This window comes from Streptomyces thermospinosisporus (assembly GCF_039526425.1).
Classification (GTDB): Bacteria; Actinomycetota; Actinomycetes; order Streptomycetales; family Streptomycetaceae; genus Streptomyces; species Streptomyces thermocarboxydovorans.
This window is the reverse complement of the sequence record NZ_BAAAIZ010000002.1, coordinates 18931-32886: the sequence shown is the minus strand read 5'-3', so window position 1 is coordinate 32886 and position 13956 is coordinate 18931. Positions and strand designations below refer to the sequence as shown.

The following is a 13956-nucleotide window of genomic DNA, read 5'->3' as shown; positions in this document are numbered from 1 at the left end:
ACAGCATGACCCGGTCTCGTGACGGGGGCGCCATGACGCCTCCCGCCAAGTACCGAGCCCTGCTCGCCGCGGTCGTCGCAGCGATCGTGGCCGTGTCCGCCGCGATCTTCGTCGGCGCGTCCTCGGACGAGGGCACCGAGGGCCGGGACGGCCTCGCGGGCCGCGGCGGCCAGAACAACCCCGCCGCACCCGCCTCCACCGGCACATGGGTCGGCTCCTGGGCCACCTCGCCGGTCCGGGGCGAGCCCGGCACGGAGATGCGCGGGCTGGCCGGGCGCTCGGTGCGCAACGTCGTCCACACCAGCGTGGGCGGCTCGAGTGCCCGCGTCACCCTGTCGAACCTCTACGGGCAGTCCCCGCTGACCATCAGCCACGCCTCGATAGCCGTGGCCGCGGGCCCGGGTACGGCGGCGGCGCTCGCCGGAACGATGCGGCAGCTGACCTTCACCGGGCGGCCGTCGGTCGTGATCCCCGCGGGCAGCCAGGTGGTCAGCGACGCGGTGCGGCTGACCGTCCCGTACGACGGGGACGTGCTGATCACCACCTACTCCCCCACCGCCTCCGGCCCGGTCACCCAGCACCCGTACGCCCGGCAGGTCTCCTACACCGCCGTCGGCGAGCACACCCGCGACACCACGGGCACCCCGTACACCGAGCGGTTCACCTCCTGGCGGTACGTGACCGCGCTTGACGTGCTGAGCAAGGAGTCCCACGGCACGGTCGTCGTCCTCGGCGACTCCCTCACCGACGGCATCAGCGCCGCCATGGGCCGCAACACCCGCTGGCCGGACGTGCTGTCCGACCGGCTGCACGCGGCCGTCGCCGCCGGCCAGGACGTGCCCCGCTACAGCGTCGTCAACGAGGGGATCAGCGGCAACCGCGTCCTCGGCGACGGCCTCGGCCGCCCGCCGGAGAACCCCAGCGGGCTGAACCGGTTCGGCCGCGACGTGCTGGACCGGCCCGGCGTGAAGGTCGTCGTGGTGGTCCTCGGCATCAACGACATCCTGCGCACCCCGGGCACCGCGGACCCGGCGAGCGTGGTGGCCGGGCTGCGGTCGCTGGTGGACCGCGCCCACGCGCGGGGCCTGAAGGTCGTCGGCGCCACGCTGATGCCGTTCGGCGGCCACCACGGCTACACCGACGCCCGCGAGCAGGTGCGCCGGCAGATCAACGCCGAGATCCGCTCGGGCCGCGTCTTCGACGCCGTCGCCGACTTCGACCGGGCCGTGCGCGACCCCTACGACCCGCGCAAGCTGCGCCGCGAGTACGACTGCGGCGACCATCTGCACCTCAGCGACCGGGGCTACGCGCGGATGGCTCAGTCCTTCGACCTGGAGCTGCTCAAGGGCGGAGGATCGGCGGCGCTGTAGGCCGCACGGCCGGGATGGTCAGTCCAGTTCCTTGCGGGAGCGGTCGCGCTCCAGCCTCTGCTGCCGGCGTTCCTCACGCAGCCGCTGCTTCTCGGCGCGCGGGAGCTTGCGCTGGACACCGACGCCGCCCCAGAAGGCGAAGCCGGTGACGATCACGCGGGGGGCGCCGGGGTCGCCCGGCACGCCCGCCTCCCGGTGGTCGAAGCCGCCCATGACGCCCATGCCGCGCACCACGACCTCGACGCCCGGCGGGACGGTGATGTCCACCCCGCCCATGATCGCGACCGCATTGATCACGACCTCCCGGTCGGCGAAGTCCGCCTCGCGCAGATCGAGCTCGCCGCCGCCCCAGAACGCCACACAGTTCAGGCGGCGCGGCACCGTCCAGCGGCCCTTGCGCTGGAAGCCCGACATCACCGCCACGGCCCACTGCGCACCGCCGTCGTCCCCGCGGTGGACGATCCGGTCGGCCCAAGTGCCGCTCGGAGCGGGCTCCTTGTTCAGCGACACCACCGGCGCGGCCGCACCCGCGTTCGGCAGATCACGGGTGATCGGCTCCAGCTCGCCGTAGGTGCGCGCCTTGTACGTCGCGTCCAGGCGTTCCCCGAACTCCTCCATGTCCAGGCGGCCCTCGGCGAGGGCCTCCCGCAGGATGTCGGCGACCCGTTCGCGGTCGGCGTCGGAGGCGCGGAGGTCCGGGACAGCGTCGTCGGTCATACCCAGCAGCCTACGATCTGCCCCCGACCGACGGCTACGACAACGTCTCCCGGGCGTTCTCCCCGGCACCCTCTCCGGCGCCCTCTCCGGCACCCTCTCCGGCGCCCTCCCCGGCACCCTCTCCGGCACCCTCTCCGGCACCCTCCCCGGCACCCTCTCCGGTGCCCTCCCCGGCACCCTCTCCGGTGCTCTCCTCCGCCTTCTCGCCGGCCCTCTCGTCCGGCCTCTGCTCCGCCTTCTGCCCGGCCCTCCCGTCCGTCCTCTGCTCCGCCTTCTCCGCGTACATCTTGGCGATCACCGCCTCGATGTCCGGCTCCCGTACCGACAGGTCCACCAGCGGGTACTGGGCCGCGATCCGCGCCACCAGCGGCGCCGCCGACTGCGAGGCCGGGAACGCCAGCCACTGCCGGGGCCCGTCCATCCGGACCACCCGGGCCGGGGCGGGCACCTCCAGCGGCGGCAGCTCCCGCTCCAGGTCCACCACCAGGGTCCGTTCGCTCTCCCCGACCTCGTGCAGCCCGGCGAGCGGGCCGTCGTACATCAGCCGCCCGTGGTCGATGACCATCACCCGGTTGCACAGCTGCTCGATGTCCTGCAGGTCGTGGGTGGCAGACGCTGGTCAGGCCGTAGAGGAAGGCGATCTCGGGCAGGCTGTAGCCGCCGAGGGCGTCGACGCGGGAGAACATCAGCAGGATGGCCACGAAGTCCAGGGCGGTCATCGCGAAGTTCCCCAGCGTGGTCAGCACGAAGGAGGTGCGGTAGGCGGCGGTGGAGCGGACCACATGCGCACAATCGCCGCGTACACGCGCAGCCCGTCGCGCAGCCGGGAGGCCGGCCGCTCATCGGCGGCGCCGAAGCCGGCCACCGGGCCCGTCACAGGGCCCGTCACGGGGTCCCTCACGGGGTCGGCCACGGGGTCGGTCGCAGGATCAGCCACCCTGCACCACCACCCGCCGCACCGCCACCGACTGCAGCAGCCGCCCGGCCGCCAGCAGCACCACCGCCCAGCCCGCCTGGAACACATACGTGCCGGCCGGGTCCGCCTCGCCGAGCAGCACATCCGCCGGCGCCTGGAGCATCGACGCCCACGGCAGCGCCCGCACCACCTCGCCGAGCGCGCCGGGGAAGACGTTCAGCGGCAGCAGCATCCCCGAGCAGAACGAGCCGGTGAGCATCATCATCTGCGACACCCCCGTGCCGTCGAGCAGCCAGAACGCCGACAGCGCCACCAGATAGCGCAGGGCGAAGCTGACCACCATCGCCAGCGCCACCGCGACCAGGAACGCCGCCCAGGTCACCGGATCGGCGGGCACCGCGAGGTGGAAGACCAGCCCCCCGAACGCGAACGGCACCAGGCCGCGGCCCAGCAGCTGGAACACCGCCCGGCCCAGATCCGCCGACAGCCACCACAGCTGCAGGTCGGCGGGCCGGTACAGGTCGATCGCCACATCACCCGTACGGATGCGTTCCATCAGCTCGCTCTCGAAGCCGCCGCCCCCCGAGCGCCAGCGTCGACAGGAACGCCTGCCCCAGCCACACATACGTCAGCGCCTGCGCCTGGTCGTAGCCGCCGAGGCCGGGCCGCTGGTCCCACAGGGCGACATAGGTGTACGCCAGGACCAGCCCGAAGACGGTATTGGTGAACACCCCGGCCAGCGTGGCCGACCGGTAGGTCGCATAGCGCCGGAAGCCGCCCGTCAGGACTGCTGCGTACAAGCGTCCCGAGCCCACCGAGACCCCGCCCTCCTCAACGCCGCACACCGGCGCACACCGGCACGAAGCGCAGGAGCCTAGCTAGTGGGGCGCGAGGGCGCTTGCCACGCCTTTTTCCGGGCACCGGCAGCCGGGGAACCGCCGGTCACCCGTTCCGGGGCAGCCATGCGTGTGAGAAGCCGCAAGTCTGCACGACGCGCGCCGTGGCGGGGAACTGTTCGCCGGATGCGACAGTCTTCCATGAGTGGGAGCGCACCAGGCGTACTGGAGCGAACGAGGCGAAACAGGAGTCCGTGCACGACATGAGCGACGAGCCGCAGCAGCAGCCCCAGCCGGGCTGGGCACCGAGAGAGCCGCAGGCGGCCAGCGCCCCGCAGGGCAAGCGCAGGCGCACCGGGTGGCGGCGGCTGATCCCCACCTTGCGGATGGTGCTCGGCACCTTCCTCGTCGGCGCCCTGCTGCTCGTCGGCGGCTTCGTCCTCGGCTACACCCTGGTGAAGATCCCGCCCGCCAACGCGCTCGCCACCCAGCAGGCCAACGTCTACCTCTACGCGGACGGCTCGGTCATCGCCCGTGACGGTGAGGTCAACCGGGAGAACGTCCCCCTCGCCCAGGTCTCCAAGGACGCCCAGCACGCCGTCCTGGCCGCCGAGGACCGCGACTTCTACACCGAGTCCGCCGTGGACCCCGGCGCCATGGTCCGCGCCGCCTGGAACACCGCCACCGGCAAGGGCAAGCAGTCCGGCTCCACGATCACCCAGCAGTACGTGAAGAACTACTACCTGCGGCAGGAGCAGACCGTCACCCGCAAGGTGAAGGAGTTCTTCATCGCCATCAAGCTGGACCGCGAGCAGTCCAAGGACAAGATCCTCGAGGGCTACCTCAACACCAGCTACTTCGGCCGCAACGCCTACGGCATCCAGGCCGCCGCCCACGCCTACTACGGCATCGACGCCGCCGAACTCGATCCCGCCCGCGCCGCCTACCTGGCCGCGCTCGTCAACGCGCCCAGCCAGTACGACGTGATCGCCCACCCGGAGAACCGCGACGCGGCCGAGGCCCGCTGGAAGTACGTCCTGGACGGCATGGTCGCCAAGGGCTGGCTCAGCGAGTCCGAACGGGCCGGCATGAAGTTCCCGGTGCCGAAGCCGACCACCGTCTCCACGGGCCTGTCCGGTCAGCGCGGCTACATCGTGAACGTGGTCAAGAACCACCTGATCGAGAACAAGATCGTCACCGAGGAGGAGCTGGACGCGGGCGGCTTCCGGATCACCACCACGCTGCACAAGGACAAGCAGGACGCCTTCGTCGACGCCGTCAACGACAAGCTGATCGACCGGCTCGACAAGAAGAACCGCAAGGCCGACGCCTACGTCCGCGCGGGCGGCGCCGCCGTGGAGCCGGAGACCGGCAAGGTCGTCGCGATGTACAACGGCATCGACTACGTCAAGCAGTACACCCCCAACGCGACCCGCCGGGACTACCAGGTCGGCTCCACCTTCAAGCCGTTCGTGTTCACCTCCGCCGTCGACAACAAGTCCAGCACCCAGGACGGCCGCCTGATCACCCCGAACACGATCTACGACGGCACCAACAAGCGCCCGGTGCAGGGCTGGAGCGGCGGCCGCTACGACCCCGAGAACGAGGACCAGCGGTCCTACGGCGACATCACCGTCAGCGAGGCCACCGACAAGTCGGTGAACGCGGTGTACGCGCAGATGGCGGTGGACGTCGGCTCGGACAAGGTCATGCAGACCGCCATCGACCTCGGCCTGCCCTCCTCCACTCCGGAGCTGACCCCCTCCCCCTCCATCGCCCTCGGGGTCGCCACCGCCAGCCCGCTGGACATGGCCTCCGCCTACGCCACCCTCGCCAACCACGGCGAGCACCGCCCGTACACGCTCGTCGAGAAGGTCACCCACAACGGGGAGAACGTCGAGCTGCCGAAGAGCCGGACCGAGCAGGCGGTCAGCCGTGAGGCCGCCGACACCACCACCTCGGTGCTGCGCAGCGTCGTCCGCCAGGGCACCGCCACCGCCGCCCTGGGCGCGGGCCGCCCGGCGGCGGGCAAGACCGGCACGGCCGAGGAGGACCGGGCCGCCTGGTTCGCCGGCTACACGCCCGAACTGGCCACGGTGGTCGCCGTGATGGCCCAGGACCCGGTGACCGGCGCGCAGAAGAAGCTCTACGGCGCCCTGGGCCTGCCCCGCATCAACGGCGGCGGCGCCCCGGCCGAGATCTGGGCCCAGTTCACCCGCGACGCCCTCGGGGGCGAGCCGGTGCGCGACTTCGACCTGCGGCTCATGCCCGGCGCCGACCGGGTGGACCCGTCCCGCTCCGGCAGCCCCAGCGGTGAGCCCTCCGACGGGGCCGACGAGGGCGAGGAGGAGACGCCGGAGGGCGAGGAGTCGCCCGCGCAGACGCCGAGCGAGGACGAGGAGGAGGACCAGGGCCGGAACGAGGGCGGCGACCAGCAGGGCGGCACCGGTGAGCCCACCGGCGGCGACACCGGGGGCCAGACCACCGACGGCGGCGCCACCGGCGGCACCACGGGCGGCACCGACGGCGGCACGACCGGCGGTGACGACGGAGGCACCGGGGACACGGGCGGCGCGGGCCAGGGCGGCCCGGGCGGCATCGTCCCGACCCGCCGGCCCTGAGGCACCCGGTCCGGCCCTCACCCGTGGGGGGCGTCAGTGACCCGAGGTGGCCTTCAGGCCCACCACGGCCACCAGCAGCAGACAGATGAAGAAGATCCGGGCGGCGGTCGCCGGCTCCCCCAGCACCAGGATGCCGAGCACCGCCGCCCCGGCCGCGCCGATGCCGACCCACACCCCGTAGGCGGTGCCGATGGGCAGGGTCCGGGCGGCGTACGACAGCAGCAGCATGCTGGCGACGATGCCGGCGCCGGTGAACACGCTCGGCCAGAGCCGGGTGAAGCCGTCGGTGTACTTCATGCCGACCGACCAGCCGACCTCGAGCAGACCGGCGACGACGAGCAGCACCCAGGCCATGACGGACACCTCCGGGACAGGCAAGGAAACGGGGGTGCGTCGTCTTTGCCTTCACCCGGTACGGCGCGTCTCGTCGGGTCCCGGTGGTACCTCACCGGGCCTTTCAATCCTAGCCAGGGGACGACGAGAGGGGCCGGTGGCCACGGTCACCGGCCCCTCGTGCCACAGAATCGCAGGTGCTTACAGGTACAAGCCGGTCGAATCCTCGGACCCCTCGAACCGGTCCGCGGCCACGGCGTGCAGATCGCGCTCACGCATCAGCACATAGGGGACCCCCCGCACCTCGACCTCGGCGCGGTCCTCCGGGTCGAACAGCACCCGGTCTCCCGGCTCCACGGTCCGTACGTTCTGCCCCACCGCGACGACCTCCGCCCAGGCCAGACGCCGGCCCACCGCCGCCGTGGCGGGGATCAGGATGCCGCCCCCCGAACGCCGCTCGCCCTCGTTGGTTTCCTGCCGCACGAGTACGCGGTCGTGCAGCATCCGGATGGGCAGCTTGTCGTGATGAGGACTGTGCTCGTTCTTGTTGGCGCTCACGCTGTGAAACCTACCTGCCTTCGCCGCGACCTGACGCGGGCGGGTCAGCCCCGGCGCCGCCGGGTGCCCAGGGCCAGCAGCCCCACGACACCCACGACCAGGACCGCCACCGGCACGACCCGCTCCAGCCGGGGGGAGCCGTCCGCGTCCACGAACTTCGCCTTCACATCACTCACCACACGGTTGATGCCCACGTAGGCCCGCCCGAGCGTGTGGTCCACGTTGGCGGCGACCTTCGCCTTCGCATCACCCATGATCGTCCTCGGGTGCACGCGCACACCGATCTCGTCCAGGGTCTCGGCCAGGACCGCGCGGCGGCGCTCGATGTCCGCCTCGATCTGCGCCGGGGTTCTGGTGTCCGCCGTGTCCGCCACCGTGTCGCCTCCGAAATCCGCTGATACCTGTGCGGACAGTCTGTCAGCTCCGCACGCCGCCGCCATGCCAGGACCCCCGGTTACGCTAGTCCGATGAGCGAGCGACTCCAGCCCGGGGACGTGGCCCCCGACTTCACCCTCCCCGACGCCGACGGCAATCAGGTGTCCCTGTCCGACCACAAGGGCCGCAAGGTCATCGTCTACTTCTACCCGGCCGCCCTCACTCCCGGCTGCACCAAGCAGGCCTGCGACTTCACCGACAACCTGGAGCTCCTCGCCGGCGCCGGCTACGACGTCATCGGCATCAGCCCCGACAAGCCGGAGAAGCTGGCGAAGTTCCGCGAGGCGGAGTCCCTGAAGGTCACCCTGCTCTCCGACCCGGACAAGCAGGTCCTCGAGGCCTACGGCGCCTGGGGCGAGAAGAAGAACTACGGCCGCACATACCTGGGCGTCATCCGCTCCACGGTCATCGTGGACGAGGAGGGCAAGGTCGAGCGCGCCCTGTACAACGTCCGCGCCACCGGCCACGTAGCCAAGATCATCAAGGATCTCGGCATCTGATCCGACCCACCCTGCCGCGACCCTGAACGGCTCGCACCGGCACCCTGCCGGTGCGAGCCGTTCCGCTTTCCGTGCGTGACCGCATCAACGGGGACTGGAGTGACGACCGGCGCGAGAATCTGCGGCTGCTCTGCCCCAACTGTCATGCGATCACCAGCACCTGGTGCCGAGGAGGCGGACGGCGCCTCGGGCGGACAGGCTGACCGGTAGCATGGCCGGGCATGCGGCCGTGATGGAACGGTAGACATGCGGCGCTTAGAACGCCGTGGGCGGGAGCCCGTGTGGGTTCGAATCCCACCGGCCGCACATGCAGGGGGCCACCCGGCAGGTGGCCCCCCTGGCGTCTCTTATCCCAGCAGCTCCCGTACCACCGGCGCCAGTGCGCGGAACGCCTTGCCGCGGTGGCTGATCGCGTTCTTCTCCTCGGGGGTCAGCTCCGCGCAGGTGCGGGTCTCGCCCTCGGGCTGGAGGATCGGGTCGTAGCCGAAGCCGTTGCTGCCGGCGGGCTCGCGGCGCAGGGTGCCGCGCAGCTGACCCTCGACCACCCGCTCCGTGCCGTCGGGCAGGACCAGGGCGGCCGCGCAGGCGAAGTGGGCGCCCCGGTGCTCGTCGGGGACGTCGGCGAGCTGGGCCAGCAGCAGGTCCAGGTTGGCCTTGTCATCGCCGTGGCGGCCGGCCCAGCGGGCCGAGAAGATACCGGGGGCGCCGCCCAGTACATCCACGCACAGGCCGGAGTCGTCGGCGACGGCCGGAAGGCCCGTGGCCCGGGCCAGCGCGCGGGCCTTGAGCAGGGCGTTCTCGGCGAAGGTGACGCCGGTTTCCTTGACGTCGGGGATCTCCGGGTAGGCGTCGGCGCCGACCAGTTCGTGGGTCAGGCCGGCCTCGGCGAGGATCGCCCGGAGTTCGGTGATCTTTCCGGCGTTGCGGGTGGCGAGGATCAGGCGGGTCATGGGGACCAGTATTCCGGTCCCCCGCCCGTTCCCTTCGCGCCGGGTGGGCCGGGGGCGCCCGCCCTCGTCGCCCGGGCGTCCTTACGGTGTGCAGACCTTGGTCAGCTCGCCGGCCGCGTCGGTGACCGGGCTGATGTCGGGGGTGTTGTCGCCGTTCTCGACGGCCGTGCGCACATTGTCGACGGCCTTGTCGAGGTCCTTGACGGCCTTGTTGACGTCGGCGTTGTCGGTCTTGTCGCCGATCTCGCCGAGGTTCTTGTCGATGGAGTCCAGCGACTCCTCGAGCTGGGTGGGGTCGTCGGAGGCGTTCTCCACCGCCTGCTGGAGCTCGGTGACGCTGTCGGCGATGGCATCGGCGGTCTGGACGCAGTCCAGCGCCTTGTCGACGGCGTCGCAGCCGGTGGTCAGTCCGGCGGTCAGCGCGACCGCCGCCAGGGTGGCGGCGGCGGCTGCGGTGCGGCGTCGGCGGCTCGCGGCCATGGAACGGTCCCTCCCTCGCCGGCCGGTCTCCGGGCCGGCCCTAGCGGCTGGCCGGGCGCATCGGTTCGGTCCGGTGCGCCCGTACCTGTTCAGACGCGGCGGTGACCGGCGCGGTTGCCCGCGGCGGCCACCTGTTTTGGTGTGTCTTTTACCTTGGCTTCCTTGCCTGTCTGCCTGTCTGCCTGTCTTGCCGTCTCGCCCTGGGTTCTTACCGCTCCAGGGTGGTCTCGAGCGCGGCGCGCTGTGCGGCGGCGAGTTCGGTGCAGCCGGCCACGGCCAGGTCGAGCAGGGCGTTGAGCTCCTCGCGGGCGAAGGGCTCGGCCTCGGCGGTGCCCTGCACCTCGACGAAGCGGCCGTCGCCGGTGCAGACGACGTTCATGTCGGTGTCCGCCTTGACGTCCTCCTCGTAGCAGAGGTCCAGCATGGGGACGCCGCCGACGATGCCGACGGAGACGGCGCTGACGGTGCCGGTGAGGGGCTGGCGGCCGGGGCGGATCAGCTTCTTGTCCAGGGCCCAGCCGACGGCGTCGGCGAGGGCCACGTAGGAGCCGGTGATCGCGGCGGTGCGGGTGCCGCCGTCGGCCTGGAGGACGTCGCAGTCCAGGACGATGGTGTTCTCGCCGAGGGCCTTGTAGTCGATGACGGCGCGCAGGGACCGGCCGATCAGACGGCTGATCTCGTGGGTGCGGCCACCGATGCGGCCCTTGACGGACTCGCGGTCTCCGCGGGTGTTGGTGGCGCGCGGGAGCATCGCGTATTCGGCGGTGACCCAGCCTTCGCCGCTGCCCTTGCGCCACCGCGGGACGCCCTCGGTGAGGGAGGCGGTGCACAGGACCTTGGTGTCGCCGAAGGCGACGAGGACGGAGCCTTCGGCGTGCTTGCTCCAGCCGCGTTCGATGGTGATCGGGCGGAGCTGTTCGGGGGTGCGGCCGTCGATTCGAGACATGGCCTCGAGCCTAGCCGTACCGGCGCGAGGGGCCCGTCCCGCGGTGGGACGGGCCCCTCGGGAACCCTTGGGTGGCGGTGGATTGCCGTGAATGGCCGCCGTGGAGGGCGCTGCCTCGTGGAGGACGCTGCCTGCGTCGGAGGCGGGCGCCTCACATCATGTCTTCGATCTCCGCCGCGATGGGGTCGGCGTCGGTGCCGATGACGACCTGGATGGCGCTGCCCATCTTCACCACGCCGTGGGCGCCGGCGGCCTTCAGGGCGGCCTCGTCGACCTTGGCGGGGTCCACGACCTCGGTGCGGAGGCGGGTGATGCAGCCCTCGACCTCTTCGATGTTGTCGATGCCGCCCAGCCCGGCAACGATCTTCTCAGCCTTGGTGGCCATGTTCGTTCTCCCTGATCCGAACCGCTTTGTCGCAGTAACCCACAGTTGGCCCATCTTCGCGAGCGGTCATGTCGTGCGTACCGAATGATGTCGTCACGACAGCGGAACCGTCCGTGCGACTGGTCTACACCACCGGGCGGACGGTCGCCAAACCCGCAGTGAGGGGGACCGGATGAGCACCGACCGCCCCGCCGGAGCCGAGGAGACCGTCAGCCCTGTCCGAGAGCGCTGGAACCGGCTGTTCCAGGGCCTGCAGAAGATGGGCCGCAGCCTTCAGCTGCCGATTGCGGTGCTGCCGGCGGCGGGCATCCTCAACCGGCTGGGGCAGCCGGACGTCTTCGGCGACGACGGGCTCGGCTGGACCAGTGTCTCCAAGGTGATGAGCGGCGCGGGCGGTGCGCTGCTGGACGGTTCGCTGGGGCTGCCGCTGCTGTTCTGCGTCGGTGTGGCGATCGGCATGGCGAAGAAGGCGGATGGTTCGACGGCGCTGGCGGCGGTGGCCGGTTTCCTCGTCTACTTCAATGTGCTGCGGCAGTTCCCCAAGGACTGCCCGGAGGGTTCGAAGGCGGTGCCGAACCTGGGCTGCCAGCTGGCGGACGGCACGGTGACGGCGTACGACTACCAGAATCCGGGGGTCTTCGGCGGCATCGTCATCGGTCTGCTGGCGGCGTTCTTCTGGCAGCGTTTCCACCGGACGCGGCTGGTGGACTGGCTGGGCTTCTTCAACGGCCGCCGGCTGGTGCCGATCATCATGGCGTTCGTGGCGATCGCGTTCGCGGCGGTGTGTCTGTGGATCTGGCCGCCGATCGGCGAGGCCCTGGAGAGCTTCAGCGACTGGATGACGGGTCTCGGCGCCTGGGGTGCGGGTGTGTTCGGGGTGGCGAACCGGGCCCTGCTGGTGGTGGGTCTGCACCAGTTCCTGAACGTGCCCATCTGGTTCCAGTTCGGCACCTACACCGCGCCGGACGGGAGGGTGGTGCACGGCGACATCAACATGTTCCTGGCCGGTGATCCGGATGCGGGGCAGTTCACCTCGGGCTTCTTCCCCATCATGATGTTCGCGCTGCCGGCGGCGGCCCTGGCGATCACCCACTGTGCCCGCCCGGCCCGCCGCAAGGAGATCGGCGGTCTGATGCTGTCGGTGGCGCTGACCTCCTTCGTCACCGGCATCACCGAGCCGATCGAGTACTCGTTCCTGTTCGTCGCCCCGCTCCTGTACGCGGTGCACGCGGTGCTGACGGGCGTGTCGATGGCGGTGACCTGGGCCCTCGGTGTCCACGACGGCTTCAGCTTCTCCGCGGGTCTGATCGACTATGTGATCAACTGGGGTCTGGCGACCAGGCCCTGGGCCATCATCCCGATCGGCCTGTGCTTCGCCGTCCTCTATTACGTGATCTTCCGTTTCGCCATCACCAGGTTCGACCTGAAGACCCCGGGCCGGGAGCCGGAGGCGGAGGTCGAGGACACCACCAAGGCCTGAGCAGGCCTTTCGGGATGTCGGGCGGGCCTTCGGGCGGCCACTGAGCGTAGTGCGGACGTTGCAGGAATCACGGGTTCCTTACGCGCCCTTCATCGTGCTACAACAGGTCTACACCACTGAGTGGTGTAGACCACCACGATGGAGGAACCATGAGCACCGCCACCGCATCGGCGGCCCCCGCGAAGAAGCGGGGATCCGGCCTGTTCCAGGGTCTGCAGAAGGTCGGCCGCAGCCTTCAGCTCCCCATTGCCGTCCTGCCGGCGGCGGGCATCCTGCTGCGGCTCGGCCAGGACGACGTCTTCGGACCTGACGGCCTCGGCTGGGACAAGGTCGCGGCCGTGTTCGCCACCGCGGGTGGCGCCATCTTCGACAATCTGCCGATGCTCTTCTGCATCGGCGTCGCCATCGGCTTCGCCAAGAAGGCCGACGGCTCCACGGCGCTGGCCGCCCTGGTCGGCTTCCTGGTCTACAGCAACGTGCTGAAGGCGTTCCCCGTCACCGAGGCCCAGATCAAGGCCGGCGAGGACATAGCCGCGACCTACAACAACCCCGGTGTCCTCGGCGGCATCATCATGGGCCTGCTCTCGGCCGTGCTGTGGCAGCGCTACCACCGCAAGAAGCTGGTGGACTGGCTGGGCTTCTTCAACGGCCGCCGGCTGGTGCCGATCATCATGGCCTTCGTCGGCACCGCGACGGGTGTCTTCTTCGGCCTGGTCTGGGAGCCGATCGGTGAGGGCATCTCCGCCGCCGGCGAGTGGATCACCGGCCTCGGTGCGTTCGGTGCGGGTCTGTTCGGTCTGGTCAACCGCGCGCTGATCCCGGTCGGCATGCACCAGTTCGTCAACACGGTCTCCTGGTTCCAGATCGGCGACTTCGAGGACGCCGCCGGTGAGGTCGTCCACGGTGACCTGAACCGCTTCTTCGCGGGTGACCCGAGCGCCGGAATGTTCATGTCGGGCTTCTTCCCGATCATGATGTTCGGTCTTCCGGCCGCCGCCGTCGCCATCGCGCACGCCGCCCGTCCCGAGCGCCGCAAGGCCGTGATGGGCATGATGATCTCCCTGGCCCTGACGTCGTTCGTCACCGGTGTGACCGAGCCGATCGAGTTCGCGTTCATGTTCATCGCGCCGATGCTGTACGTGATCCACGCGGTGCTGACCGCGCTGTCCATGGCGGTCACCTGGGCGCTCGGGGTGCACGCCGGCTTCACCTTCTCGGCGGGCTTCATCGACTACGCCCTCAACTGGAACCTGGCGACCAAGCCCTGGCTGATCATCCCGATCGGCCTGGTCTTCGCGGCGATCTACTACACGGTCTTCCGCTTCGCCATCGCCAAGTTCAACCTCCCCACCCCGGGCCGCGAGCCCGAGGAGGAGGTCGAGGACCTCACCAAGGCGTGACCTCGGCCGCCTGAGCGATACGACGCAGG

General features: G+C 70.8%; 12 protein-coding genes, 1 tRNA gene, 5 pseudogenes and 1 riboswitch. Of the genes and pseudogenes, 7 read left to right on the top strand and 11 right to left on the bottom strand.

From position 1 onward, the window contains the following. The first annotated feature begins 5 nt into the window (after positions 1 to 5). A complete protein-coding gene (locus ABD207_RS00685; RefSeq protein ID WP_344009076.1) occupies positions 6 to 1370 on the top strand; it encodes an SGNH/GDSL hydrolase family protein in 1365 nt (454 codons plus the stop codon). Between the two features lie 24 nt (positions 1371 to 1394). Here ABD207_RS00685 and ABD207_RS00680 read toward each other — a convergent pair. The 4 pseudogenes from ABD207_RS00680 to ABD207_RS00665 all read right to left on the bottom strand — a co-directional run. Next, positions 1395 to 2087: pseudogene (locus ABD207_RS00680) on the bottom strand (DUF1707 SHOCT-like domain-containing protein); the annotation flags it as partial. 262 nt (positions 2088 to 2349) lie between these two features. Continuing rightward, positions 2350 to 2694: pseudogene (locus tag ABD207_RS32050) on the bottom strand (methionine ABC transporter ATP-binding protein); the annotation flags it as partial. A gap of 4 nt (positions 2695 to 2698) precedes the next feature. Continuing rightward, a pseudogene (locus ABD207_RS00670) lies at positions 2699 to 2910 on the bottom strand (ABC-2 family transporter protein); the annotation flags it as partial. Between the two features lie 106 nt (positions 2911 to 3016). Beyond that, positions 3017 to 3818, bottom strand: a pseudogene (locus ABD207_RS00665) (ABC transporter permease). A gap of 284 nt (positions 3819 to 4102) precedes the next feature. Between ABD207_RS00665 and ABD207_RS00660 the strand changes: the two are divergent. Further along, positions 4103 to 6460, top strand: coding sequence for a transglycosylase domain-containing protein (locus ABD207_RS00660; protein ID WP_344009072.1), 2358 nt, complete (start codon positions 4103 to 4105; stop codon positions 6458 to 6460). A gap of 33 nt (positions 6461 to 6493) precedes the next feature. Here ABD207_RS00660 and ABD207_RS00655 read toward each other — a convergent pair whose 3' ends face one another. The 3 genes from ABD207_RS00655 to ABD207_RS00645 all read right to left on the bottom strand — a co-directional run bounded on the left by ABD207_RS00655 (position 6494) and on the right by ABD207_RS00645 (position 7725). Then, on the bottom strand, positions 6494 to 6814 hold the full coding sequence (locus tag ABD207_RS00655; RefSeq protein WP_167993912.1) for a DMT family transporter: 321 nt from the start codon (positions 6812 to 6814) through the stop codon (positions 6494 to 6496). A 33-nt stretch (positions 6815 to 6847) separates the two neighbouring features. After that, positions 6848 to 6917: riboswitch (guanidine-III (ykkC-III) riboswitch) on the bottom strand. A 77-nt stretch (positions 6918 to 6994) separates the two neighbouring features. Beyond that, the gene (locus ABD207_RS00650; protein WP_344009069.1) at positions 6995 to 7351 is read right to left on the bottom strand and encodes a GroES family chaperonin; all 357 of its coding nucleotides are present in this window, start codon (positions 7349 to 7351) and stop codon (positions 6995 to 6997) included. A 44-nt stretch (positions 7352 to 7395) separates the two neighbouring features. Beyond that, positions 7396 to 7725, bottom strand: a complete 330-nt coding sequence (locus tag ABD207_RS00645; RefSeq protein WP_344009067.1) for a DUF3618 domain-containing protein — start codon at positions 7723 to 7725, stop codon at positions 7396 to 7398. Between the two features lie 93 nt (positions 7726 to 7818). Here ABD207_RS00645 and bcp point away from each other — a divergent pair, with 93 nt between their 5' ends. The 3 genes and pseudogenes from bcp to ABD207_RS00635 all read left to right on the top strand — a co-directional run bounded on the left by bcp (position 7819) and on the right by ABD207_RS00635 (position 8592). Further along, complete coding sequence (bcp, locus tag ABD207_RS00640; RefSeq protein WP_344009065.1) at positions 7819 to 8286, top strand: thioredoxin-dependent thiol peroxidase; 468 nt, start codon at positions 7819 to 7821, stop codon at positions 8284 to 8286. 77 nt (positions 8287 to 8363) lie between these two features. Then, positions 8364 to 8489 (top strand): annotated as a pseudogene (locus ABD207_RS32045) (HNH endonuclease); the annotation flags it as partial. Positions 8490 to 8509: 20 nt separating this feature from the next. Next, positions 8510 to 8592: transfer RNA gene (locus tag ABD207_RS00635), tRNA-Leu, on the top strand. Between the two features lie 41 nt (positions 8593 to 8633). Here the strand turns inward: ABD207_RS00635 and rdgB are convergent. The 4 genes from rdgB to ABD207_RS00615 all read right to left on the bottom strand — a co-directional run bounded on the left by rdgB (position 8634) and on the right by ABD207_RS00615 (position 11047). Next, positions 8634 to 9236 (bottom strand): RdgB/HAM1 family non-canonical purine NTP pyrophosphatase, encoded by a 603-nt coding sequence (gene rdgB, locus ABD207_RS00630; protein WP_344001565.1) that lies wholly within the window; start codon positions 9234 to 9236, stop codon positions 8634 to 8636. An 81-nt stretch (positions 9237 to 9317) separates the two neighbouring features. Next, entirely contained in the window at positions 9318 to 9716 is a 399-nt protein-coding gene (locus ABD207_RS00625) for a hypothetical protein (RefSeq protein WP_344009063.1), read from the bottom strand. A gap of 208 nt (positions 9717 to 9924) precedes the next feature. Further along, entirely contained in the window at positions 9925 to 10662 is a 738-nt protein-coding gene (gene rph / locus ABD207_RS00620) for a ribonuclease PH (protein WP_344001569.1), read from the bottom strand. Positions 10663 to 10813: 151 nt separating this feature from the next. After that, on the bottom strand, positions 10814 to 11047 hold the full coding sequence (locus ABD207_RS00615; RefSeq protein WP_030868674.1) for a PTS sugar transporter subunit IIB: 234 nt from the start codon (positions 11045 to 11047) through the stop codon (positions 10814 to 10816). A 172-nt stretch (positions 11048 to 11219) separates the two neighbouring features. Between ABD207_RS00615 and ABD207_RS00610 the strand changes: the two genes are divergently transcribed. Both ABD207_RS00610 and ABD207_RS00605 read left to right on the top strand, forming a co-directional pair. Next, positions 11220 to 12527, top strand: coding sequence for a PTS transporter subunit EIIC (locus tag ABD207_RS00610; protein ID WP_344009061.1), 1308 nt, complete (start codon positions 11220 to 11222; stop codon positions 12525 to 12527). 149 nt (positions 12528 to 12676) lie between these two features. Then, positions 12677 to 13927, top strand: coding sequence for a PTS transporter subunit EIIC (locus tag ABD207_RS00605; protein ID WP_344009059.1), 1251 nt, complete (start codon positions 12677 to 12679; stop codon positions 13925 to 13927). Positions 13928 to 13956 lie beyond the last annotated feature (29 nt).